Consider the following 23,030-nt stretch of genomic DNA (forward strand, 5'->3'; position numbering starts at 1 on the left):
GTGATTTCCCCAGCATCCCCGGACTTATCCCGGACTTGTACCGCACCTGTGCCGGACCTGCACCGGAGCCAGCAAGCATGGCTCAACAAACCGGCATTTTTAATATTTCAGGAAAAATCCAAGAAAACACATACGCTTTCGGAAGGCAGCCGGAAAACAAGTAAAGAATTTGCTTCCAGCAGGAGAAAAAGGTGAGCGAACCATTGTTGATGGCAACCTTTTGATGTTAAAACAGGTAGAATTTAATTGCCGTACCAGCCTTGAGAAGAAACATATAAGAAATGGCTAAGTGGTGATTTCTAAAATACTGATTTATAGCCTTTTCCACTTTCTCCACTTTTTCCCCTTTGTTTCCTTTTCTTCCTATTTAACTACCTGAAAACGACCGGTATCAATAATTTTACCGGTATTGTCGCGCAATTGAAAAATGTAGATGCCTCTGTAATACTCACTTAAATCAATAGTGGTTTTGGGCTGAAGATCTTTTTGTTCGTGCACTTTTTTGCCAAGAAAATTGAATACCTGAAAAGTATAAGAACGTGACACAACTTTTGGAAAATCGAACGTGATCTGAGTTACAGCAGGGTTGGGGTAAAATCGAACTGCCGGACGATCAGACGCAGGTTTACCCGACTGGGAAAATCCAGTATATGTTAAAAGCAGACTTATGGATAGTGTAAAAAATATCCTCATAGTCGATTTCGGGTTTCAGCGTTCGTCACAAAATAATCCTATTTTTTCAAAGATACAATCCCCGGCTGTTAAAATAAAATCCCCCCTGAAACGTTGCGCGGGGAAGAATAGTGAATGGAGTGAATAAAGTGAATAAGGTGAATGGGTAACTTTCTTACAATTCACCCTCTTCACCTTATTCACTCCATTCACTATTCACTATTCACTTAATCTTCTCCAGCGTTTCGCGGATCGCTTCAAAATTTGGCAAATCCGTCACTTTATCAAGAATTTCAGCATACCGGATAATTCCTTCCCGGTCAATAACAAATGCCGCCCTTTTAGAAACCCCCTTCATGTCAAATACAAAATTATCTATAAGAGAATCGTATTTGGCAGACACTTCTTTGTTGAAATCACTTAACAATGGAAAATTCAATTGCTGGGCTTCCTTAAATTTTGCCAGCGTAAAAATTGAATCCACACTAATTCCATATACCTGCGCATTGGTATCATTATACTGACTGATAGAATCTCTTACAGAACAAAGCTCTGTTGTACATACCCCCGTAAAAGCCTGCGGGAAGAATAAGAGAACAACATTTTTTCCTCTCTGGTCGTCAAGAGAAATTTTGTTTTTTTCGGAATCATACAGATTGAAAGAAGGTGCGGACTGGCCAATAGTAATACCCATAAATTTAGTTTTTTTCAAATAACAACAGGGTACACAAAAGGTTAAATAAAATCCCGGCCAAAAGCCGGGATTTTTTCTTCAGTCATTAACCAATAGGTTTTGCTGAGGGACAGATTAAAAACGGGGACAGAAAACTTTCTCTCTGGTAGAATTATCTCTGTTCAGAAAGCCAATATAAGTAATTGAAAGTTCAAAACCACCTCTTCCCTGGCTTGCTGTCTTTAATTGTGAAACATTCACGTCATAGCTGAGCCCGATTGAAAATGGATTGTAATCTATTTTTACAGCAGGGATAAGGGCATCACGAAGACGCATAAATGCACCAAGATGCACAATATAGTCCGGCATTTCCGGATCGCCTATTTTATATCCATACATAGCACCACCAATAATTTCATCCGTGGGACCCTGTTTTGAATAATCTGCCTGGAGGTTAAAAAATGCCTGATCGCCTACATCAAATTTAACTCCGCCGGAAGCAACCCATTTCGGGTAAAGTGCTTCATTTACATTTCGGTAAAAAGAATTTTTGGGACGGTTAATATGGTGATAAGCTAATCCTACAAATAAATTGTTTTGCTGATCAGTACCAAAGCTACTGTTGAAACTTGCGCCAACGCTTGCATCCAGATTGCTGTAATTCGCATTTATCATTGTTTCTCCATCTGCAGCCGCTGGGTTGAAGGCACCACCAATATACTGATTATCAGTTGTAATTTTTGAGCGATCCAGTCGGCGTTGTACCAACCCTCCCATGAACCCAACTGAGAGATACATATTTCTATCGCTGCTTAATGATTTATGGTAATTGATAGCAGGTAATAAATGTGTAGTCGATAATGAAACCGATCCGGCTTTATCAAACAGAAGTTGTAATCCCGCTGTAATAAAATCATCACCACTGCCAACCGGCATTTTATATTCTGCATTCACCGATCCGCTTTTGAATGCATTGGTTACACTGTTCCACTGATCACGGTAAACAATCTGTGCCCTGACATCACCGGTGAATATGCCAGCAAGTGATGGATTCCTTAATAAAGGGGCCTCATAAAACTGCGAAAAATGTATATCCTGTGCATGGCTGTTTTTGCCAGACACCAGGACTGCCAAAAGCAGAAAGAGGTGAGTAATATGGTTGGTAATCTTTTTCATAGGTTTATCTGAGCAGCGTTACATTTCCTTTTAATGGAACCACCTGTCCGTTTTCGCAGATGATTTCAATTATATAAACATAAGCATCGGATGCCGCCTGTTGCCCGCGAATCATTCCATTCCATCCATCTGCCTGCGAATTGGCCGGGAAATTTTTTCTTTCAAACACCAGTTCACCCCAACGGTTAAATATTCGCATAGATTGAATCCTGTCCAAACTTCTTCCTCTCGGATAGAAAATATCATTTTGTCCATCCCGATTCGGACTAAAGGTGTTCGGGATAAAATAATTCCTGTTTTCACAGATCACTTTCACCACTATATTGCTGGAAGCCCTGCAACCATTGTCATCCACCACACTGACTTTGTAATTGGTGTTGAAGGTTGGGTTAGCAATTGGCGTGGGACAATCCGTACAACTCAGTGCAGTGGAAGGTGTCCATGCCCATTGTACAACATTGTCGCTGTAAATTATGGGTAAGGTAGTTTCAAACCCTAATGGAATAATAATCTCAGGAACATTGTCAATGGTAGGCAGTGGCCATACAGTTATGTTTTTGGACACAGTGGTTGAACAACCAAATGCAACGGAAGCGGTTAAATTCATGACAGCCTGTCCTGAGTTGGTATATCGAACAGTTACATCTTTGGTATTGGCATTTTGTCCATTTCCTAAACTCCATCTCCAGATCGTTGCGCTATCGGGAACTACAGTGGAACCCTGCTGTCCCAATAATTCAAACAGACAAATTTCATCCGGTCCGGAAATGACTGGCTCAGGAGTTCTGTATACTCTTACCGTATCAGTAAAACTGTTCTCACATCCGGTTTCCGTTGTTACATGTTGTGTAATAACATACCTGCCAGGCTGGGTAAACTGGTGAGAAGGATTCAACTCATCAAATACATTGGGAGATCCATCTCCAAAATCCCAGCGGCGGATTGTTACACTGTCATTACCAATACTGAAATCACTAAGGTTAACAGCGCCGTTATCACAGAATTCACGCGTATCGGTATTGAAGGCAGGTATAACCCCTTTTACCATAATGGTTGGACGGCTGCCTACGGCAACTTCGCAATTCAGACTATCTACCAGCCGAACAAATGGACGATAAAAATTCGGGAATCGATAGGTGTGTGTAATCTGATTCGCCTGTGATGAATCCGCAGAACCATCATTAAAAATCAGGTAGTATTTCGTGTTTGGTGGCGGTACTACGTTGAAGTCAACGGTAATCTCATTACATTCTTCAATTGGATTATAATTAAATACCAAATCAGTAAATGGATTATAAATATTTACAGTGCCAATAGCAGTATCCCTGCATCCTCCATATCCAATCGCATGCAGACGAACCGTATAATTACCGTATGTATTAAAGAAGTTATTCGTATTGGGCAGATTGCTGGTATTGCCATCTCCGAAATCCCAATATAAAGAGTCATAATCCGCTGCATGGGAAGTGAATTTTGTTTCCAAAGGCGGACAGATAGCTGATGTATCAATCATAGAAAAATCTGCCTTGGGAGAAAGTATGCGAACATATCGTTCCCTGATCAGTGAATCTGTACATCCCTGCGCATCTTCAATAAATAATTTAACGGTATAAACAGAATCCGGTCCGGTATACTGGTGAAGAGGATTCCGATCTGTTGATGTTGTTCCGTCTCCAAAATCCCACAGATAACTAAGATTTGATCCGGTGGAAGAATCACGGAATTGAAGATCAATATCCGGACAATAAATCGTACTCGCTGCTGCAAATTTTGCAAATGGCTTGGTAATATTGGCGGCAGCAGTTTTGGTAATGGTATCCACACAACCGATATTATCAGTAGTTGTTAATTTGATGGAATAAGTACCCGGATTACGATAAATATGATTGAGCGGAGTTGCCGTAAAACTTCCGGTTTCCCCATCGCCAAAATTAAAATTCCACTGAGTTATTGATCCTGCAGGCGTAGACTGGTCAGCAATGGTTACTTCACTGTTTACGCAACCTCCATTATTGGTTACAGAGAAATCGGCAACAGCGCCCACAACAGAGACCATATCTGTGATAGTTCTCGTAATAGTACATCCATTGACATCAACCATGGTCAGGGTAATATCAAACACGCCATTTACAGGTACTCTGGTCTGGAAAATTGATCCTCCTGGAACAGCTGGCTGTCCCTCAATTTGCCAGATGTAGGAACTTATATATTGGGTGGATGTTCCACCTGCTGTAAGCGTGAATAATTCATTCCGGCAAACAGAGGGTTTGCTGATGGTAAAATTATTGATGAGTTCAAACAGATGAATATTTGTTGTTCTGGTATAGGTACATAACGGATCTGTAACCGTTAATGTTACCGTATAGGAACCATAACCGGCATAGGTAACTGTCGGATTGGTTTGTGTGGAAGTTTGTCCATTTCCAAAATTCCAGGAATAGGTAGCCGGACCATGGGTTGGATCCACAATCGAATTATCCAGAAATTGCACTGTTAATGGATTTGCGCAGGAATATTGCGGAGTAAATCGAGCAACAGGAGCCAATACATAAACCAGATTGGCCTTGTCTGCGGTATCTGCACATCCATTATTAAAGGCAATTAGTCGAACTGCAAAGAAGCCTGTATCCTGATATCGGTAAGCCGGATTTTCCGCAGTTGAGCTTCCGCCATCACCAAAATCCCAGCGCCATTCATCCGCCGGCGTTGCAGTGGAAGTGAATTGATAGGGCTCTCCTGCACAGGAATTTGTTTTATCTACCGTAAAATCAGCACTTGGTTTTGTGCCTACTTTTATTGCATTGGTTAGTGTAATTGTTTCACTACATCCTCCTTTTGATATAACTGTTAAACGAACTGTATAGGTGCCAACACTTGCATAGGTATTACTAGGTGTGGGAGAGGTGCTGGTTACACCATTTCCAAAATCCCATTGATAACTGTCAATATCTGCAATTGTTGTGGGATCTAACTGAGGTGTATAGGTAAAAGGAACACACCCGCCAGCTGTGCTGTTCAGAATGACCGGAGTTACAGGATCCGCAATTTTTACAAACGCAGGTTTGAAAATTGTAGCGGTGCAACTGTCTGCAGTTGTAATAGTTAAACGCACATCATACTCACCAAAATCAGTGTAGCTATGCGTGGGATTGGCCTCGGTTGAGGTGCTCCCATCACCAAAATCCCATAACCAGCTGCTTGCTCCAGTAGCCTGACTCTGAAATTGTACTTCATGCGGTGTCTGACATCCACTTGTATCATCCGAAGTAAAATCAATTGCAGGTGGATTTGTGATGGTAATAGTTTTTGTAGTGGTTCCCTCACAATCAGCATACCTGTTGGTCAATCGTACTGTATATGTGCCAGGTGTTGTATATAATTTAACCGGATTGGTTTCAAAAGAAAAAGTACCATCTCCAAAATCCCACTCAGAATTATTGGGAAGCGGACTACTGGTATTTACAAAGTTCAACGCTTTATTCGGACATGAACTTGACGGAGCAGTAAAGCTTGTCTGATTGCCTGCAACGGTTATGGATTGGGTTATACTATCGGAACAACCGTAGCTACTGTTAACTACAAGTTTTACATTATAGTTTCCTGTGGAAGCATAACTGGCAGATGGATTTTTATCTGTTGATGTGGTTGAATTACCGAACGACCATCGATAACTAAGGGTGCCCGGGCCTGTTGACTGGTTGTTAAAATTGATTCCGATTGGCGTATTACATGCATCCAATGGAGAAAAATCAAAATTTGGAGTAACACCACCGATGATCCGGATAAAGCGGGTTCTGGTAGATGTTACTGTACATCCATTGTCTGTAGTAATAGTTAAACGCACCGTGAAAAATCCCAGAGTAGTATAAGTCTTTACCGGATTTGCTTCCGTTGAAGTGCTGCCATCACCAAAGTCCCACAAATAAGATGTTATTGTTCCCGGCCCCTGCAATACCACACCATTCTGAAAGCGTATTACCGCCGGTATACAGGAAACCGTTGTGTTGGCTGTGAAATCGATGCGGGCTGAAGGAAAAACAGTTATATAACTGGTTTTTACAATCCCATCTACCCCTCTTGCATTCTGTACGGTTAATCGTACTGTATAAACACCCGGGGTTGCATAGGTTGTTGTCGGGTTTTGCTGGTCAGATAACTGTCCATTTCCAAAATCCCATGCCCATGAAGTGGGGGAATTGGTGGATTGGTCGGTAAACCGAACGCTTAATGTAGCACATCCTTCCGTTACATTGGACGTAAAGTTGGCCACAGGAACCTGCGTCTGGGCATACAGTGTACCTGTTGCCAGAAGCAAAATGATGATTAAAAGGTTACGAGTCAACAAGCTGGTTTTTGTTTTTTCAGAAAGCAACTTGTTTCCAAAGGGATTCGGAATTAGATCGGATATCAGATTTTTCATGGTTCTACTTCTTCTTCAGATGCAACAGATTTTTTGTACCCTGGACCGTTGTTTCTGCTTTTACATAGTCCCACGTATTATTCGTAATCTTCCATACCGCATTCAACTTTGTTATCGGTTCGCCTGCAGCTGGAAAATTGGTGGTAATGGAAAGCGTATTAACGTCGCCAACCCAGGTTCCCTTATCCTCCGTATCAGTTGTAAATCCGCTTAATTTACCATCGCGGTAAAACTGAAAAGTATAGGGTGAAAATGAATTGGACAGGTCCACATCGCCTTCCTTGAACGAATATATGTACCACTGGCCATTTGTGATAGCATTGAGGATAACCTCCTCCTTTTTTTCATCAATAGCTTTTTTACAAGCCATCAACAGGCATACAGCCATGCTTATCAAGGCCAGTTTTTTCATAGTATTATACCCTCCAGTTTATATGCATAGATGAAACGGTATTTATCCCTGGCATATTGCATAAAATCCTCAGGATCTATTCCTTTTCCGGTTATTCTTCTACAAAGCTCTTCACTTGTATATTTTCTTCCATGTATATATACATTATCTGATAACCAATTTTTTACAATTTCAAATTCACCCTCTTGTAGAAGTTTTTCGAATTTTGGAACCTGTTTTACAAGGGTCGCATAAAATTGGGCAGCATATATACTTCCCAGACTGTAAGTTGGAAAATACCCAAAGCTTCCATGACTCCAGTGTACATCCTGCAAACAACCATTGGAATCGTCCGGTACATCAATGCCCAAATAATGCTGATAGCGCTGTTTCCAGAACTCCGGAACCGCATTCACCTCCAGGCTTCCTTCAACCAGCGCTTTCTCCACCTCATACCGTATAATTATATGAAAATGATAGGTTAATTCATCTGCTTCCGTCCGGATTAGGGATGGCTGCACCTTATTTATGGCACGAAACAAATCTTCCGGCCCGTATGGCTCCAATTGCTGCGGAAAGTAAGATTTAAGAACCGGGAAAAAATGGGTACACCAGGCAAGACTTCTTCCAATATTATTTTCCCATAACCTGCTCTGTGATTCATGTATGCCTAAGGAGGCAGCTTCACCCAGGGGTAATCCGTATTGATTATTGGGTAATCCCAATTCATACAAAGCATGTCCAAGTTCATGAATGGTGCTCCATGTCATATAACTTATATCTTCTTCGCGAACCCTGGTTGTTATTCGAACATCCTCACTGCTGAAATTGATGGTAAAGGGATGGGCGGCTTTATCCTGACGACCAAAATGAAAATTATACCCCATTTTCTCCAGCAAATCCATGCTGAATGCCCATTGCTGATCTTCCTGGAAATGTTGTTTCAGTATCCGGTTTTCGACCTGAGGCTGCTGTTTTATTTCCGCGAGCAATTCCGCCAACGCAGGTTTCAGTCGGGAGAAAAGCTGATCCAGTAATTCGGTAGTGCAGCCTCTTTCATACTGATTTAAAAGGGCATCATACGGATGATGTTCATATCCCATTAATTCAGCTTCTTTTCTCTTAAGTGTTACCAGCTTCTCCAGCCAGGGCGCAAACAGCGAAAATGAATTGTTTTTTCTGGCTTCTACCCAGTGATTAAATGAATTGGAAATGGTTTCACTTAATTCCCGAACAAAACCGGATGGAAGTTTGACCTGCTGCTGATAATCGTATTGGCTTAGCTCAAGATTGGATCGCTGTTCTTCCGTTAGGTCTTTTCTTTCCAACAGATTTGTCAGTAACTCACCGGTAACCGATTCGGTAAACCTGGCATGCGCCAATTCGGATAGAGTGGCTATTTGTCTGGATCTGGTTGTAATACTGCCAGCTGGCATATAAGTCTCCTGATCCCACTGTAGCAGGGCAGTAGCATACCGGATATCTGCAATTTCCTGTAACCGTTTTTTGTATGCTTCGTACAGTGCTGGGGTAGTCGTCAATTGGTCCATAGGCAGGAATTCTCCTGCAATCTAAGGAAAAAAACAAGCCAGCCTGATTTAGTGGATAATTGTGCAAGGGGGGGAGGTGAATGGTGAATGGATTTATATTTGAACCATGAAAATTTCAGCAATTACAGCTTTACTGGAAAAGATGGCGCCCTTGTCATTACAGGAGACCTATGATAATGCCGGACTGATAACCGGAAATCCTGATTGGGTGTGTACCGGCATTACTGTTGCACTGGATGCTACTGAGGAAGTTTTAATAGAAGCGGTTGCTAAGGGAAATAACCTGATCGTTGCCCATCATCCGATCGTGTTTTCTGGGTTAAAGAAAATCAGCGGCTCGGGCTATGTGGAAAAAGCGCTGGTTTTTGCCATAAAGCATGATATCGCGATTTATGCTACTCATACCAATCTTGATAATATTATCAGCGGAGTTAATGGTAAAATAGCCGATTTATTGGGCCTTCAAAACCGACGGGTGCTGGCTTCCAAACAGGGACAACTGAAAAAACTGGTCAGCTTTGTTCCGAATGACTATGCAGAAAAATTGAGTAATGCATTGTTTGATGCAGGTGCCGGATCCATAGGCAAATACAGTGAATGCGGATTTCAAACAGAGGGTTTTGGCAGTTTTAGAGCCGGACCAGGTAGCCGGCCTTTTGTTGGTGAACCAGGTGAACGGCACTATGAAAAGGAAACCCGAATTGAAATGATCTATCCGGCTGCTTTGGAAGCCGGTATCGTGAACACATTGATTACGCATCATCCGTATGAAGAAGTGGCCTATGATCTGTATTCCTTAACCAATGCTGCACAGGGCATCGGGTCCGGACTGATTGGTGAACTGGAAACGGAACTGCCTGTAAATGAAGTGCTTGGATCACTGAAAAAGCTGTTTAAAGTACCTGTAATCAGACATAGTCCGCTTGTAAAAGAATCAATTAAGCTGGTAGCGATTTGCGGTGGAGCTGGTAGTTTTCTGATTTCCAGTGCATTACGCAATAAGGTTGATATGTATATTACTGCTGATATGAAATATCACGAATTTTTTGATGCCAATGGGCAGCTGGTAATTGCGGATATCGGCCATTTTGAGAGCGAGCAATACACCATAGATCTGCTATATGATATTTTGGCGGAAAAATTTCCTACCTTTGCCGTCTTCAAAACGGAGGTGAAAACCAATCCGGTGAATTATTATATCTAATTCTAAAAACTTATATGGCAACTGTCAAAGACTTTTCGGTTGAAGAAAAACTGGTATCTCTTGTAAGCTTACAAAAGATCGAATCCAAAATCGATGAATTCCAGATTCTGAAAGGAGAATTGCCGATTGAGGTAAGTGATCTTGAAGATGAAATTCAAGGCTTGCATGCCCGGCAGACAAGAATTGAAGAAGAGATCAATGGCATTAATGAGTTCATTAACCAGAAAAAAACAGCCATACAAGATGCGGAAGCCCTGATCAAAAAGTACGAAAAACAAAGTACCAATGTGAAAAATAGCCGCGAATTTGAAGCTATTACCAAGGAAATCGAAATGCAGCAGCTGGAAGTTAAGCTTGCGGAAAAGCATATCAAGGATGCCAATGAGGAAATTTCTGATAAAGTAGTTGGTCTGGATAAAGCAAAGAAAGCCATCGCAACCAAAGAAGGTGTTTTAAAGCACAAGAAAGAAGAACTCGAAAAAATTATTGCTACAACGGAAGAAGAAGAAAAGCAATTTAATAAACTGGCTTCTGAAGCCCGTGAAAAAGTGGAAGCCCGTTTGCTTTTATCCTATGATCGTATCCGTGAGAATTACCGGAATGGTCTGGCTGTAGTTCCTGTATTAAGAGATGCATGTGGTGGTTGCTTCAACGCAATTCCTCCGCAGCGTCAAAGTGAAATCAAGCAGCGTAAGAAAATCATCGTATGTGAAAACTGCGGTCGTATTCTGGTAGACAGCGAACTGAATGATGGAGTTGAGGTGAAGTAGGAGGTGAGAAGTAGGAAGTGAGAAGTAGGAAGTGAAAATAATTAAATGAAAGGCCCGTTCAAAACGGGCCTTTTTATTTCCTTTTTTTTCACCGGTCGGGTGCCACCCGACCGGTGAAGGATTAGTAACCGTTTTTTAGCGGATTTTTTTCGGGTTGGTTGATGCACGGCTAACAATTACCTAAATTGCCGGCATATTAGAGTGTATGTTGCAGGAATTGCGAATCAGGAATTATGCTATTATTGATGAACTGGATATCAGCTTTGATTCGGGATTAACGATAATCACTGGCGAAACTGGTGCAGGTAAATCCATCCTTATGGGAGCCCTGTCGCTCATATTAGGGCAACGGGCAGATAGCAGTATAATCGTCAACAAAGAAAAAAAGACCATTGTTGAAGGCGTATTTGATGTTTCGGAAAACCAGGAAATCAGGTCTTTTCTTGAAACAGAAGAATTGGATCAAAGTGAAGAATTGCTGCTTCGTCGGGAAATTGCTCCAAACGGAAAATCAAGAGCCTTCATCAACGACACACCGGCTTCCCTTACACAGCTGCAGAACCTGGCACTTCTGCTGGTAGATCTTCACAGGCAATTTGATACACTTTCACTTGGATCGGCAGACTTTCAAATGATGGTCGTGGATGCCATGGCCAATAACCAGATCGTTTTACCCTCCTATCAACAGGAATATCTAAGCTGGATAAAATTCCGTCGTGATCTGGCTGCCATCGAAGAACGTAAGAATTCCGGCACCAAAGAACAGGATTACCTGCAATTTTTATTCAATGAATTGGAAGAAGCTGCGTTCACTGAAAATGAATTGGAATCGCTGGAAGAAGAGCTGCGTTTATTAAATAGTTCAGAAGGAATTAAACTGGCACTTTCTGCTGTTTTGCTACAGTTGAAAACAGCAGAAACTCCGGTGGTGCAGGTAATTAAACAAGTATCGCAGCAATTAGCTCCTTATACTTCTGCGCAAACTACCATACAGGAGTTGCAAAGCAGGTTGCTTGCGGCCCAAATCGAACTGGATGATATTGCAGAAGAAGCAGATCGCCTAAGTGATAAAATCCAGTATGATCCCGAACGAATCGCCTGGATTGATGAACGTCTCAACCTCGGTTACAGACTGTTGAAAAAACATGGATTTCAATCCACCAGTCAACTATTAAACCTGCAGTCAGAATTGCAGGCAAAGCTGGGTAGCATGGAGGAACTGGACGAACAAATCAATGCAATAAAAAAACAACTGGCCGCTTCTGAAAAAAAGATGAAAGAATTAGCGGATAAACTGAGTGATGCAAGAAGAAAACAGTTGACTTCTATCGAAAAGCAGGTTACACAATTACTTGATCGGGTGGGAATGCCCAATGCACGGTTGAAAATACAGCTGGATAAAGCGGAGCCCGGACCGCATGGAACAGACTCCATTGATTTTCTCTTTGATGCTAATAAAAGTAACCAGTTTGCGCCGATCCGTAAGGTTGCTAGTGGGGGCGAATTAAGCAGGTTGATGTTGTGCATCAAATCGCTCGTGGCAAAAAAAATCAATTTGCCAACTCTCTTATTCGACGAAATTGATACCGGTATTTCAGGTGAAGCCAGTCGGCAGGTTGGATTAATTATGAAAGAACTGGCCTCATCCCGTCAGGTGATCTGCATTACGCATCAACCCCAGATTGCAGGAAAAGCCGACCGCCATCTTTTTGTTTACAAGGAAAAACTGGGAAAAAATATCCAGACGAATATTAAGTCACTCACGGAGCCAGAGCGGATTACCGCCATTGCGCAAATGCTGGGAGGAGATAAACCATCCGCCATAGCCATTGAAAATGCAAGAGAACTGATTATGAACTCCTGAATAATAACTTCAACTGCTTATTTTCGCTCCATAAATACAAGTCAATTTTAAATTTTCATTATGGCATATAACTTATTAAAGGGTAAAAGAGGCATTATATCCGGCGCATTGGATGAGAATTCAATTGCCTGGAAAGTAGCTGAGAAAGCACACGAAGAAGGTGCAACCATCGTTTTGACCAATGCTCCCATTGCCATGCGTATGGGAGAAATAAAAAAACTGGCTGAAAAAACCGGCGCAGAAATTATTCCAGCAGATGCCACCAATATGGAGGAGTTGGAAAACCTCTTTACCAAATCCCAGGAAATAATGGGCGGTAAAATTGATTTTGTATTACACTCTATCGGAATGAGCGTTAATATCCGGAAAAATATTCCTTACCCTGAATTGAACTACGATTATTTCCAGAAAGGAATTGATGTTTCTGCCCTTTCGCTTCATAAAATGCTTGCAGCAGCTAAGAAACTGGATGCGATTAATGAATGGGGAAGTGTAGTTGCCCTCACCTATATGGCAGCCCAGCGGACCTATCCTTTTTATACAGATATGGCAGATATCAAGGCGATGCTGGAGTCAATTGCCCGCAGCTTTGGATACCATTACGGGAAAGAAAAAAATGTCCGGATCAATACCGTTTCACAATCACCTACCAAAACAACGGCAGGCACCGGAATCAAAGGGTTTGGAGATTTCTACGATTTTGCGGATTCAATTGCGCCTTTGGGAAATGCATCAGCTGAAGATTGTGCTAATTATTGTATCACCTTATTCTCTGATTTAACCAGAATGGTTACTATGCAGAACCTGTTTCATGATGGCGGTTATTCAACCACCGGCGTAAGCATGGAAGTTATGACCCGGGAGAAGTAAGAAGTTGGAAGTGGGAAGTGGGAAGTTGGAAGTTGGAAGTATTGCTCCGTAGTTTAACTTCCTACTTCCCACTTCCTACTTCCCACTTTATCTAATATTCGTCTTCGTTGAAGAAAAAGTCTTCCTGTGATGGGTAATCGGGCCAGATATCATCGATGCCTTCATATATTTCTCCTTCATCTTCCAATTCCTGCAGGTTTTCAACTACCTCAATAGGAGCTCCGCTACGGATGGCGTAGTCGATCAGCTCGTCTTTGGTGGCTGGCCAGGGAGCGTCTTCCAGGTAGGATGCCAATTCAAGTGTCCAGAACATCGTAGAGGTTTTAAATTTTCGGCAAATGTAGGGGTTAATACGAAATTTCCAAATCCTTTCACTAACAACGCTTAATATTGTTGGTTCGTATACCTATGATTTTCATATATTAGAATTAGTTGCATGCTTCAAGCAAGAAATATTCATAAGGCCTATGGCTCGGTAGAAGTGTTAAAAGGAGTCGATATCTCCATCCAGGCAGGGGAAATTGTCAGCATTGTAGGCTCTTCCGGTGCCGGGAAATCCAGTCTCTTACATATTTTAGGAACCCTGGATCAGCCAGATCAGGGGGAGATTATGCTCCATAATACCCGCATAACAGGAATGGGCGCCAGGCAATTATCCGCCTTCAGAAACCAATACATCGGTTTTGTATTCCAGTTTCACCACCTGTTGCCCGAATTCAGCTCGCTTGAAAATGTCTGTATCCCAGGCTGGATTGGTAAACGATCCAAAAAAGAAGTGGAGGAGCGGGCGCTGAGCCTTTTGAAGCAATTGGGACTGGGACATCGGATCGATCATAAACCCTCCGCACTCTCCGGTGGAGAGCAACAAAGGGTAGCAGTAGCCCGGGCCCTCATCAATAATCCCAGAATCGTGTTTGCTGATGAGCCCACCGGTAACCTGGATTCAACCAATGCCCGCGATCTGCACGAGCTGTTCTTTCAGCTCCGCAAAGAACTCAATCAAACCTTTTTGATTGTTACGCATAACGAAGAACTTGCCCAGATGAGCGATCGGGTAATTCAAATGAAGGACGGGAGAACGATTTGAGGGGAGGGGAAGAAAGTGAAGAATGTGAAGAAAGTGAAGAAAGTGAATAAAGTGAATAAAGTGAAGAAAGTGAATGGTCATAGGTGAAAAGGTTTAAATATCCTTGTTGATTATTTTTAGTAGCGTTTAGAACTTTTTGTAAATAGATTTTAAGAGCTGTAATTAGAAGTTAGAATAGGGTCAGTAGGCTTTTATTTCGTAACTTTTAAATACAGCTTTTTGTATGGAAAACAACCACAACCAATCATTGGACCTTCCAAAGAACTTTTTTAAGCAGTTCAAGAATAAGGAAGCTTTCCAGACCTTCTTTAATAATCTTTACAAAGAAGGTATTGAACAAATGTTGCAGGGTGAACTGGATGATCCCTTGGGTATGAGAAATACTCCAAAGAAGGCAACAACCCAGAAATGAGGCAGCAAATATCGGCTGGCTATACAATCCTGGAGAAATAACTGGGCCTGTCTGACGCACTTCTTCGATTACCCGATGGAGATCCGCAGGATGATCTATACAACCAATACGATCGAAAACCTGAATAGAAATATCAGGAAATATACCAAAACAAAACTTCAATTCCCTGATGATCAGGCAGCTGAGAAAGCAGTATACCTGGCAATAATGAACTCACAACGAAAATGGAGCCAGCCACCCCATAACCGGGGGCTTATGCTCCATCAGTTCGTTACGCTCTTTGCAGAGAGATGCCAGTATATTTAATCCGTCTCCCTTGATCACTAAAAACTAACTTCTTTTTACAGTGATCGAAAAAATGCGATTACACAAAAAACTAAAGAGTCTCAAGTGAATTTCACCCAGTTCACCTTATTCACCCAGTTCACCTTATTCACTTCATTCACCATTGACCATTCATCTCTCACCTCTCACCTTTCACCTCTCACCTCTTTCTTTTCACCTCTTTCTTTTCACCTTTCACCTTCTTGGCCTCCACGGTATCTCCTCAACACCCAGCAAATGCCCGGTATAGCGGCTCAACACGAATAGATAATCACTCAAACGGTTCAGGTATTTGATCACCAGCGGATCTACAAATCCGCCATCGAGCTGCATTTGCACACAGAGGCGCTCTGCCCTTCTGCAAACGCATCGCGCTATATGAAGGGAGGAAACGGATACATGTCCGCCTGGCAGGATGAAGGAACGCATTCTTGGAACGTTTTCATTCATCCGGTCGATTTCCTGTTCCAGCAGAACGATATCTGATTCTTTCAGATCCGGAATTTTCATCAGCGGCTCACGCTCAGGATCACAGGCCAGTGAAGATCCAATCGTAAATAGCCGGTCCTGAATTTCTTTCAACATAAGTTTTGAAGCGGAATCGGTGAGCTGATCGTTACAGAGCCCGATATAAGAATTCAGTTCATCTACCGTACCATAGCTATCAATACGGATATGGCTCTTGGGAACCTTGGTTCCTCCAATAAGAGAAGTGGTGCCGGTATCTCCGGTTTTGGTATAAATCTTTAAAGCCATAATTGGTTTCTACCAGATCAAACAACAAAAAGTTCAGAAAGTTTATTGGAAGGCCGGCGCTTCCTGACGAATATTCTTTTTATCGGTTTCAATTAATCCGTCACGCAGCCGTATAATTCGGTGCGCATGATGTGCAATATCTTCTTCATGGGTAACCAGCACCACGGTATTTCCTGAAGCCTGGATTTTATCAAATATCGCCATGATCTCCACGGATGTTTTGGAATCAAGGTTTCCGGTTGGCTCATCTGCCAGTATCAGGGTCGGATTATTTACCAGCGCACGTGCAATTGCAACCCGCTGACACTGACCCCCACTTAACTCGTTGGGTTTATGGTGACTCCTGTCTGCCAATCCCACCCGATTCAATACCTCCAAAGCCATTTCATTCCGCTGCTTTTTGGCCAATCCTGCATATACCAGTGGAAGTGCCACATTCTCTGCTGCCGTTAATCGCGGCAACAGATTAAATTGCTGAAACACAAACCCGATTTCCTTATTCCGGACAGTTGCCAGATCATCGTCCTCCATTTTTGAAACATCCTGTCCGTTTAAAACATAGTTGCCCATGGTGGGCGAATCCAGACAACCCAGAATATTCATCAGGGTACTTTTTCCAGAGCCTGAAGGTCCCATCAGGGCAACATAGTCATTCCTGAATATATCCATGGTAATTCCTTTCAGAACGGGAACCGCCTGCTTTCCCATAAAATAACTCTTATGGATACCGTCGAGGTGTATGATGGATTCGCTCATATTATTTTTTAATCACTTTAGGAACATAGATATACTGGTCATCTGCATCCGGTGCTATTGAAAGAGCAACCGAACGTTCCAGCGCAACACCCGCTTCATCCAGCCGAAGAACATCCACATTGTCGGTCATATGCAATAAAGGCGCAACACCTGTGGTGTCCAATTCCTGCAACTTTTCTACAAAATGGATCATCCTGCCCAGGTCATCGGTCAACTGCAGGGCATCCGCCTCATCAATATGAAGCCGGCTTAATCGGGCCAATTGCCCTATCATTTCTTTTGTCAATTCCATATGCTATCAACAAAAATAAGGTTCTTATCTTCGCCGCGCTATGGAAAATGGAAAAAAAGCGATTGTAATGAGCGGAATCCGGAGTACCGGATTTTTACATCTGGGGAACTATTTTGGCGCCATCCGCAATTATGTGCGGATGCAGGAGGAATATACCTGCTATTTCATGGTGGCTGATATCCATTCCCTCACCACTCATCCCGATACAAAAGAGCTGAAACCCAATGTTCACCGGGTATTGGCTGAAAATATTGCCTGCGGACTGGATCCCGAAAAAGTTGCCCTCTATTGCCAAAGTCATGTTTATGAAACGGCTGAGCTCTACATGTTACTGAATATGCTGGCCTATAAGGGAGAACTCGAAAAAACAACCACCTTTAAAGACAAAGTACGACAGCATCCGGAAAATGTAAATGCCGGATTACTGACTTACCCGGTTTTGCAGGCCGCTGACATCCTGCTGCACCGCGCCAGCCTGGTACCTGTTGGGAAAGATCAGGAACAACACCTGGAAATGAGCCGGAATTTCGCCAATCGGTTCAATCATCGCTATGGGAATGTCTTCCCTGAACCCTATGCCTTTAATTTTGGTGAAGAACTGATCAAAGTTCCCAGTCTCGATGGCACCGGCAAAATGAGCAAAAGCGAAAACCAATACGCTACCATATTCCTGTCTGATTCGGATGAACTGATCCGGAAAAAAATCATGAAGGCCAAAACGGATGCCGGTCCCAGTGCCCCCAATATGCCCAAACCGGATTATATCGAAAACATCTTTCTGCTGATGAAACTGGTCAGCGCTCCGGATACCATCCTGAAATTTGAAGAAGACTATAATAAGGCTGCCATCCGCTATGGCGATCTGAAAAAGCAACTGGCGGAAGATATGGTGGCATTCGTTACACCCATCCGAGAAAAAGCAGAAAGTATTCGAACAGATGAAGCCTATCTTCGCCGCATTATGGAAATGGGAGCGGAGAAGGCAAGAATAAGTGCTGCTGCTACCATGGAAAAAGTAAGGGAAGCAATCGGATTGAAATACTATTAATTTCCTATATTGAACATCCTGGTAAATTTCCAGGGATTATTTTATGGCGAAAGGAAAAAAACCTAAGCATATAGCTGTAGCAGGTAATATTGGTGCCGGTAAAACAACGCTGACAGAAATGCTGAGTAAACATTATAAATGGATTCCTCAGTTTGAAGATGTTGATCACAACCCCTACCTGAATGATTTCTATGAAGACATGCCCCGATGGAGTTTTAATCTGCAGATCTACTTTCTGAATAGCAGAATTAACCAGATTCTTGATATCCACAGAGGTACTGAAACTGTTGTGCAGGATCGTACCATCTATGAAGACGCCCATATTTTTGCGCCCAACCTGCATGAAATGCAGTTGATGAGCAAACGCGATTTTGAAAACTATTTTCAGTTTTTTCAAACACTGAAAACAATGGTGCAGCCGCCCGATTTGTTGATTTACCTGCAGGCATCGGTTCCTACTCTGGTTGGACAAATTCAAAAACGAGGTCGGGAATACGAAGAAAATATCCGGCTGGATTATCTTAAGCGCCTGAATGATTTCTACAATAAATGGATCGAAAGCTACAAGGAAGGTCCCCTTCTTGTAATCGATGTTGACAAAAATAAATTCGCTGAAAAAGAAGAAGACCTCGGCGAAATTATTACTAAAGTCGACGCCCAGTTATACGGATTGTTTTAACGGTTTTTCTTTCTGTAATTCACGGATTTATTAAGGGTTAAAACACTGTGGCAGCCTATTGATCACTGTTGTATTTTAGTACAGTGATAAAGACATTGTGTTGTATGAAACCCGATAAAGCCACAATTAATTATATGGAGGAATGGGTTAGGAAATCCCTGAAAAAGAAAAAGAAACTTTTTACATGGTTGCGCAGAATTTATTTTTCAGGATAATTCGCATAAGTTTTTGTTTCTTCTAACTCCTTTTCTATTCGTTTGATCCAGCTTTCCTGAGCCGCTGCGTCTCTTGAATAATTGGTTTCCCTGTCATAGAGATTTTGATAAGCGGCCTGCTCATTGGTGATTCGCTGGTAAATTGCCTGAATATCTTTATCCACCGTTGTCGCCCGAAAGCGGTATGCATTCAATTCCTTATACAACCTTCTGGTGAACAACTGGCTGATATCAAAATGACCCTGCTCATGCGCAAGAATATGGTTGGTATTTACTTTCGTCCAGGATTTATGCGGATAAAAAACACAGTTCAGATGAAACTGCAGTGATTCATCGTCATACCGATAATTAATCAAAATGGACGTGCTGGTCAATGCTGCATTGGGTGCCGTCTGAACAGGACTTCCTTTGAAATCTGACCAGTTCAGTATTCTTCTTGCCCGCCAGTTAATGGGATCCGCCGTGCTCTTCGGAGCTACTGCGCTTATGGAAATCAGCGAAACCAATTCCAGCATTAAAGCCCAAACCATCATACTTCTCTCAGTTTATCCAAAATAAACGAATTTGATCCTCCCCTGGTTGCATCAAACCGTTAAAACTTCCACCGGTCGGGTGCCACCGGTCGGGTGGCACCCGACCGGTGAAAAAAAAACCGCCCTGGGAGCAGGGCGGACTTGCAAGCAACGTTGAGACCGAAATTGTTAAGGACGAATAACCGGAGCAGCAGCAAGTATGGCTGCCGGCGTACCCGCCTCGTATTTTTTAAAGTTTTGGATGAATTGTTTTGCCAGATCAATTGCTTTCTGGTCATATGCCAGCGGATCGGTCCATGTATTCCGGGGATTCAATAATTCAGCAGGCACTCCTTCACAGGTTTCTGGCATCTGCATTCCAAAAACAGGGTGTGCAGTATAGCTGACATCATCCAGTTTCCCGTTCAGCGCAGCACAGATCATGGCTCGGGTATAGGATAGTTTCATCCGGTTACCAACTCCGTAGGGCCCGCCGGTCCAGCCGGTATTCACCATCCAAACACGCACTTCCTGGTTCCTCAGTTTTTCTCCCAACATCTCCGCGTAAAGGGCCGGATGGAGCGGAATAAAAGGAGCGCCAAAACAGGCACTGAATGTTGATTTTGGTTCGGTTATGCCCGCTTCCGTACCCGCAACTTTGGCCGTATAACCAGATATAAACTGATACATCGCCTGCTCGGGACTCAGCTTAGAAATTGGAGGTAACACCCCATAGGCATCACAGGTTAAAAAGAAAATATGTTTCGGAGTTGGCCCAACAGATGGCTCCAGCGAATTGCTTATATAATCCAATGGATAAGAAACCCGCGTGTTCTCAGTTATGCTTCCATCATCAAAATTGATGGTTCGCGTACCGGGATAAAAACAGGTATTTTCAACCAGTGCACCCGGACGAATCGCCCTGAAAATCTCCGGTTCTTTTTCCTCACTTAAATTGATACATTTAGCATAACAACCGCCCTCAAAATTGAAAATGGTAGTATCACTCCAGCCATGTTCATCATCTCCAATTAAATGGCGTGCGGGATCAGCACTTAACGTGGTTTTCCCCGTTCCACTTAAACCAAAAAACAAAGCCGTATCACCATTCTCTCCCATATTAGCCGAACAATGCATACTCAAAACATGATGATCCTTCGGAAGTATAAAATTCAAAACTGTGAAAATCCCTTTTTTGGTTTCTCCTGTATATCCCGTACCGGCAATCAATACCGTTTTATATTTGAAAGAAATGATGGCCGCATTATGCTGACGGGTGCCTGAACTTACAGGATCCAACTTCAATCCGGGTGCCGATAAAATCGTCCACTCCGGATCAAAATTTTCCAACTCCTCTTCAGTCGGCCGCATAAACATATTGTATGCAAACAGATTAATTGCTGGCTGCTCATTTACTACCCTGATCGACATCCGATAACGCGGATCAGCACAGGCATAGGCATCTCTCACCCAAATCTCCGGACAATTACTCAGGTACTCTGTAATCTGTTTCTTAACATGAAAAAAATAGGATTCATGAATCGGCAAATTGAACTCATTCCAGTGTACAGCCCCCTCACTGATTTCATCCAGCACTATGAATTTGTCTTTGGGACTCCGGCCGGTAAATTCACCAGTTTGAATCACCAGCGCACCGGTATCATTCAACTCTCCCTGCCCGGTTCTTAAGGTATCCTCAATTAATTCTTCGGGATCGGCCTGATAGTGTACTTCTTCGGTGGCCTTCAAACCTATAGATATCAATTGATCCATAGGGAAAAAAAATGTAGGTACTGACATAGTATGCACTCGTTTCTGTGGACAAATCTAAGCGTTGGTTCTAAGCTTCCATAATAATGTGTTACTTGTACGCATATAGTTTCATTCAAAAAAATGGCTAAAAATTTAATTATATCTAAAAAATACCCGTCTAAATCTCAATTTATTTAAACTAACAATCGTTAGTATTAGAAAACCCCTATATTTTAGAAAATTGAGAATACGCGGAAATTCTTGTACCCGTTAATTAAATCAGCCTTATTTTTAGCACCCTGAAAAAGAGCGAAATGAAACACCTGCCAATAGACAAGCGATTATTTACAGAGAACAGAAAAAAATTTATCAAAGCAATGGATCCCATGTCCATCGCAATCTTCAATAGTAACGATGAGCTGCCCACCAATGGCGATGCGCTCTTTACATTTAAACAAAATTCCGATTTATACTGGCTAACCGGAATTCAGCAGGAAGATACCATGCTCCTGTTGGCACCCTTTCACCCCGATCCCTCCATGCGCGAAGTATTGGTCCTGGTTCGCCCCAATGAATTGAAAGAAAAATGGGACGGACATCGATTCCGCAGGCAGGAAGCACAGGAAATTTCCGGTATCAAAACCATTGTCTGGCTCGATAGCCTGGATGCCGTGCTGCAACCCATGATTCATCTGGCAGACACCATCTATCTCAATACCAATGAAAATGATCGCAAAGCGAATCTGGTCCCTGTAAGAGATTACCGCTATGCAGAAGAACTTCGCAAACGGTATCCCCTTCATCAGTATAAACGATCGGCCCGAATAATGAAAGATCTCAGGGCAATTAAGTCAGCCCTTGAAGTAGATGTTATTCAACAGGCCATCGACATCACTGAAAAAACATTCCGCCGCATTCTTGGTTTCGTACAACCCGGTGTTATGGAGTATGAAATCGAAGCAGAAATTTTCCATGAGTTTCTCCGAAACCGATCTGCTGGTCCCGCTTATGGAAGCATCATCGCCAGCGGTGATCGTGCCCGCACCCTGCATTATGTTTCCAATAACCAGGAATGCAAAGACGGCGAATTGTTACTGATGGATTTTGGTGCAGAATACGGCGGATACAATGCCGACCTTACCCGCACCATTCCCGTAAATGGAAAATTTACCAAACGCCAGAAAGAAGTGTACAATGCCTGCCTGCATTTGCATAATTATGCAAAATCAATTCTGAAACCGGGCATCACCATTTTACAATACACCGATAAAGTAGGAGAGGAAGCAAGCAAACAATTTCTGAAAATCGGATTGCTGAAAAAAGAAGACCTGAAAAATGAAGATCCCGAAAACCGGGCTTATAGAAAATACCTTTATCATGGTATCTCACATCATCTGGGACTGGATGTGCATGACCTTGGAACCAGAACAGAACCCATCAAAGCCGGTATGGTTTTCACCATCGAACCCGGAATATATATTGAACAGGAACAAATGGGTGTACGCATTGAAAATAATTTCTGGATTACCCGCACCGGAAACAAAGACCTCATGGCCAATATCCCCATCACAGCCGAAGAGATCGAACGCCTCATGAAAAAATAAGCA

21 protein-coding genes and 1 pseudogene are annotated in these 23,030 nt (G+C 42.6%); 10 read left to right on the plus strand and 12 right to left on the minus strand.

What is annotated here, in order from left to right:
* Positions 1 to 363: 363 nt before the first annotated feature.
* From B2746_RS08605 to B2746_RS08630, 6 genes are all read right to left on the minus strand, one after another.
* Complete coding sequence (locus tag B2746_RS08605; protein ID WP_290792445.1) at positions 364 to 693, minus strand: T9SS type A sorting domain-containing protein; 330 nt, start codon at positions 691 to 693, stop codon at positions 364 to 366.
* A 202-nt stretch (positions 694 to 895) separates the two neighbouring features.
* Positions 896 to 1,366, minus strand: a complete 471-nt coding sequence (locus B2746_RS08610) for a redoxin domain-containing protein (protein WP_290792446.1) — start codon at positions 1,364 to 1,366, stop codon at positions 896 to 898.
* Positions 1,367 to 1,480: 114 nt separating this feature from the next.
* Positions 1,481 to 2,521, minus strand: a complete 1,041-nt coding sequence (locus tag B2746_RS08615; RefSeq protein ID WP_290792447.1) for a PorP/SprF family type IX secretion system membrane protein — start codon at positions 2,519 to 2,521, stop codon at positions 1,481 to 1,483.
* A 4-nt stretch (positions 2,522 to 2,525) separates the two neighbouring features.
* Positions 2,526 to 6,941 (minus strand): PKD domain-containing protein, encoded by a 4,416-nt coding sequence (locus B2746_RS08620; RefSeq protein WP_290792448.1) that lies wholly within the window; start codon positions 6,939 to 6,941, stop codon positions 2,526 to 2,528.
* 4 nt (positions 6,942 to 6,945) lie between these two features.
* Positions 6,946 to 7,353: a hypothetical protein gene (locus B2746_RS08625; protein WP_290792449.1), complete on the minus strand. Its 408-nt coding sequence runs from the start codon at positions 7,351 to 7,353 to the stop codon at positions 6,946 to 6,948.
* Positions 7,350 to 8,882 (minus strand): carboxypeptidase M32, encoded by a 1,533-nt coding sequence (locus B2746_RS08630; RefSeq protein WP_290792450.1) that lies wholly within the window; start codon positions 8,880 to 8,882, stop codon positions 7,350 to 7,352. Before B2746_RS08630 ends, B2746_RS08625 begins: the two co-directional genes overlap by 4 nt.
* Before the next feature lie 106 nt (positions 8,883 to 8,988).
* Between B2746_RS08630 and B2746_RS08635 the strand changes: the two genes are divergently transcribed.
* From B2746_RS08635 to B2746_RS08650, 4 genes are all read left to right on the plus strand, one after another.
* On the plus strand, positions 8,989 to 10,086 hold the full coding sequence (locus B2746_RS08635; protein ID WP_290792451.1) for a Nif3-like dinuclear metal center hexameric protein: 1,098 nt from the start codon (positions 8,989 to 8,991) through the stop codon (positions 10,084 to 10,086).
* 14 nt (positions 10,087 to 10,100) lie between these two features.
* Positions 10,101 to 10,856: a zinc ribbon domain-containing protein gene (locus tag B2746_RS08640; protein ID WP_290792452.1), complete on the plus strand. Its 756-nt coding sequence runs from the start codon at positions 10,101 to 10,103 to the stop codon at positions 10,854 to 10,856.
* A gap of 205 nt (positions 10,857 to 11,061) precedes the next feature.
* Positions 11,062 to 12,720, plus strand: coding sequence for a DNA repair protein RecN (gene recN, locus B2746_RS08645; protein WP_290792453.1), 1,659 nt, complete (start codon positions 11,062 to 11,064; stop codon positions 12,718 to 12,720).
* Between the two features lie 60 nt (positions 12,721 to 12,780).
* Positions 12,781 to 13,590, plus strand: a complete 810-nt coding sequence (locus B2746_RS08650) for an enoyl-ACP reductase FabI (RefSeq protein WP_290792454.1) — start codon at positions 12,781 to 12,783, stop codon at positions 13,588 to 13,590.
* A 91-nt stretch (positions 13,591 to 13,681) separates the two neighbouring features.
* Here the strand turns inward: B2746_RS08650 and B2746_RS08655 are convergent, their stop codons facing one another.
* The gene (locus tag B2746_RS08655) at positions 13,682 to 13,903 is read right to left on the minus strand and encodes a DUF2795 domain-containing protein (protein WP_039131553.1); all 222 of its coding nucleotides are present in this window, start codon (positions 13,901 to 13,903) and stop codon (positions 13,682 to 13,684) included.
* Between the two features lie 123 nt (positions 13,904 to 14,026).
* Between B2746_RS08655 and B2746_RS08660 the strand changes: the two genes are divergently transcribed.
* The 3 genes and pseudogenes from B2746_RS08660 to B2746_RS08670 form a co-directional block, all read left to right on the plus strand.
* Positions 14,027 to 14,677 (plus strand): ABC transporter ATP-binding protein, encoded by a 651-nt coding sequence (locus B2746_RS08660; protein WP_290792455.1) that lies wholly within the window; start codon positions 14,027 to 14,029, stop codon positions 14,675 to 14,677.
* 223 nt (positions 14,678 to 14,900) lie between these two features.
* Positions 14,901 to 15,089 carry a hypothetical protein gene (locus tag B2746_RS08665; RefSeq protein ID WP_290792456.1) on the plus strand — a complete coding sequence of 63 codons (189 nt, stop codon included), beginning with the start codon at positions 14,901 to 14,903 and terminating at the stop codon, positions 15,087 to 15,089.
* A pseudogene (locus B2746_RS08670) lies at positions 15,090 to 15,395 on the plus strand (transposase); the annotation flags it as partial. It abuts the gene before it with no gap.
* Between the two features lie 213 nt (positions 15,396 to 15,608).
* On the opposite strand, the gene B2746_RS08675 reads toward B2746_RS08670, so the two are convergent.
* Genes B2746_RS08675 through gatC form a run of 3 tightly spaced genes read right to left on the minus strand, consistent with a single transcriptional unit; the run spans position 15,609 to position 17,217 of the window.
* The gene (locus B2746_RS08675; protein WP_290792457.1) at positions 15,609 to 16,169 is read right to left on the minus strand and encodes a cob(I)yrinic acid a,c-diamide adenosyltransferase; all 561 of its coding nucleotides are present in this window, start codon (positions 16,167 to 16,169) and stop codon (positions 15,609 to 15,611) included.
* Between the two features lie 42 nt (positions 16,170 to 16,211).
* Positions 16,212 to 16,925, minus strand: coding sequence for an ABC transporter ATP-binding protein (locus tag B2746_RS08680; protein WP_290792458.1), 714 nt, complete (start codon positions 16,923 to 16,925; stop codon positions 16,212 to 16,214).
* 1 nt (position 16,926) lies between these two features.
* Positions 16,927 to 17,217: an Asp-tRNA(Asn)/Glu-tRNA(Gln) amidotransferase subunit GatC gene (gene gatC / locus B2746_RS08685; protein ID WP_290792459.1), complete on the minus strand. Its 291-nt coding sequence runs from the start codon at positions 17,215 to 17,217 to the stop codon at positions 16,927 to 16,929.
* A gap of 40 nt (positions 17,218 to 17,257) precedes the next feature.
* Here gatC and trpS point away from each other — a divergent pair, with 40 nt between their 5' ends.
* On the plus strand, positions 17,258 to 18,265 hold the full coding sequence (gene trpS / locus B2746_RS08690; RefSeq protein WP_290792460.1) for a tryptophan--tRNA ligase: 1,008 nt from the start codon (positions 17,258 to 17,260) through the stop codon (positions 18,263 to 18,265).
* A 43-nt stretch (positions 18,266 to 18,308) separates the two neighbouring features.
* The gene (locus B2746_RS08695) at positions 18,309 to 18,944 is read left to right on the plus strand and encodes a deoxynucleoside kinase (protein WP_290792461.1); all 636 of its coding nucleotides are present in this window, start codon (positions 18,309 to 18,311) and stop codon (positions 18,942 to 18,944) included.
* A 199-nt stretch (positions 18,945 to 19,143) separates the two neighbouring features.
* On the opposite strand, the gene B2746_RS08700 is transcribed toward B2746_RS08695, so the two are convergent.
* Positions 19,144 to 19,692, minus strand: coding sequence for a DUF922 domain-containing protein (locus tag B2746_RS08700; protein WP_290792462.1), 549 nt, complete (start codon positions 19,690 to 19,692; stop codon positions 19,144 to 19,146).
* Positions 19,693 to 19,860: 168 nt separating this feature from the next.
* Positions 19,861 to 21,444 (minus strand): phosphoenolpyruvate carboxykinase (ATP), encoded by a 1,584-nt coding sequence (pckA, locus tag B2746_RS08705; protein WP_290792463.1) that lies wholly within the window; start codon positions 21,442 to 21,444, stop codon positions 19,861 to 19,863.
* Positions 21,445 to 21,737: 293 nt separating this feature from the next.
* Here pckA and B2746_RS08710 point away from each other — a divergent pair, with 293 nt between their 5' ends.
* A complete protein-coding gene (locus B2746_RS08710; protein WP_290792464.1) occupies positions 21,738 to 23,027 on the plus strand; it encodes an aminopeptidase P family protein in 1,290 nt (429 codons plus the stop codon).
* Positions 23,028 to 23,030 lie beyond the last annotated feature (3 nt).

The sequence above is a fragment of the Flavihumibacter sp. UBA7668 genome (assembly GCF_002483205.1).
GTDB lineage: Bacteria > Bacteroidota > Bacteroidia > Chitinophagales > Chitinophagaceae > Flavihumibacter.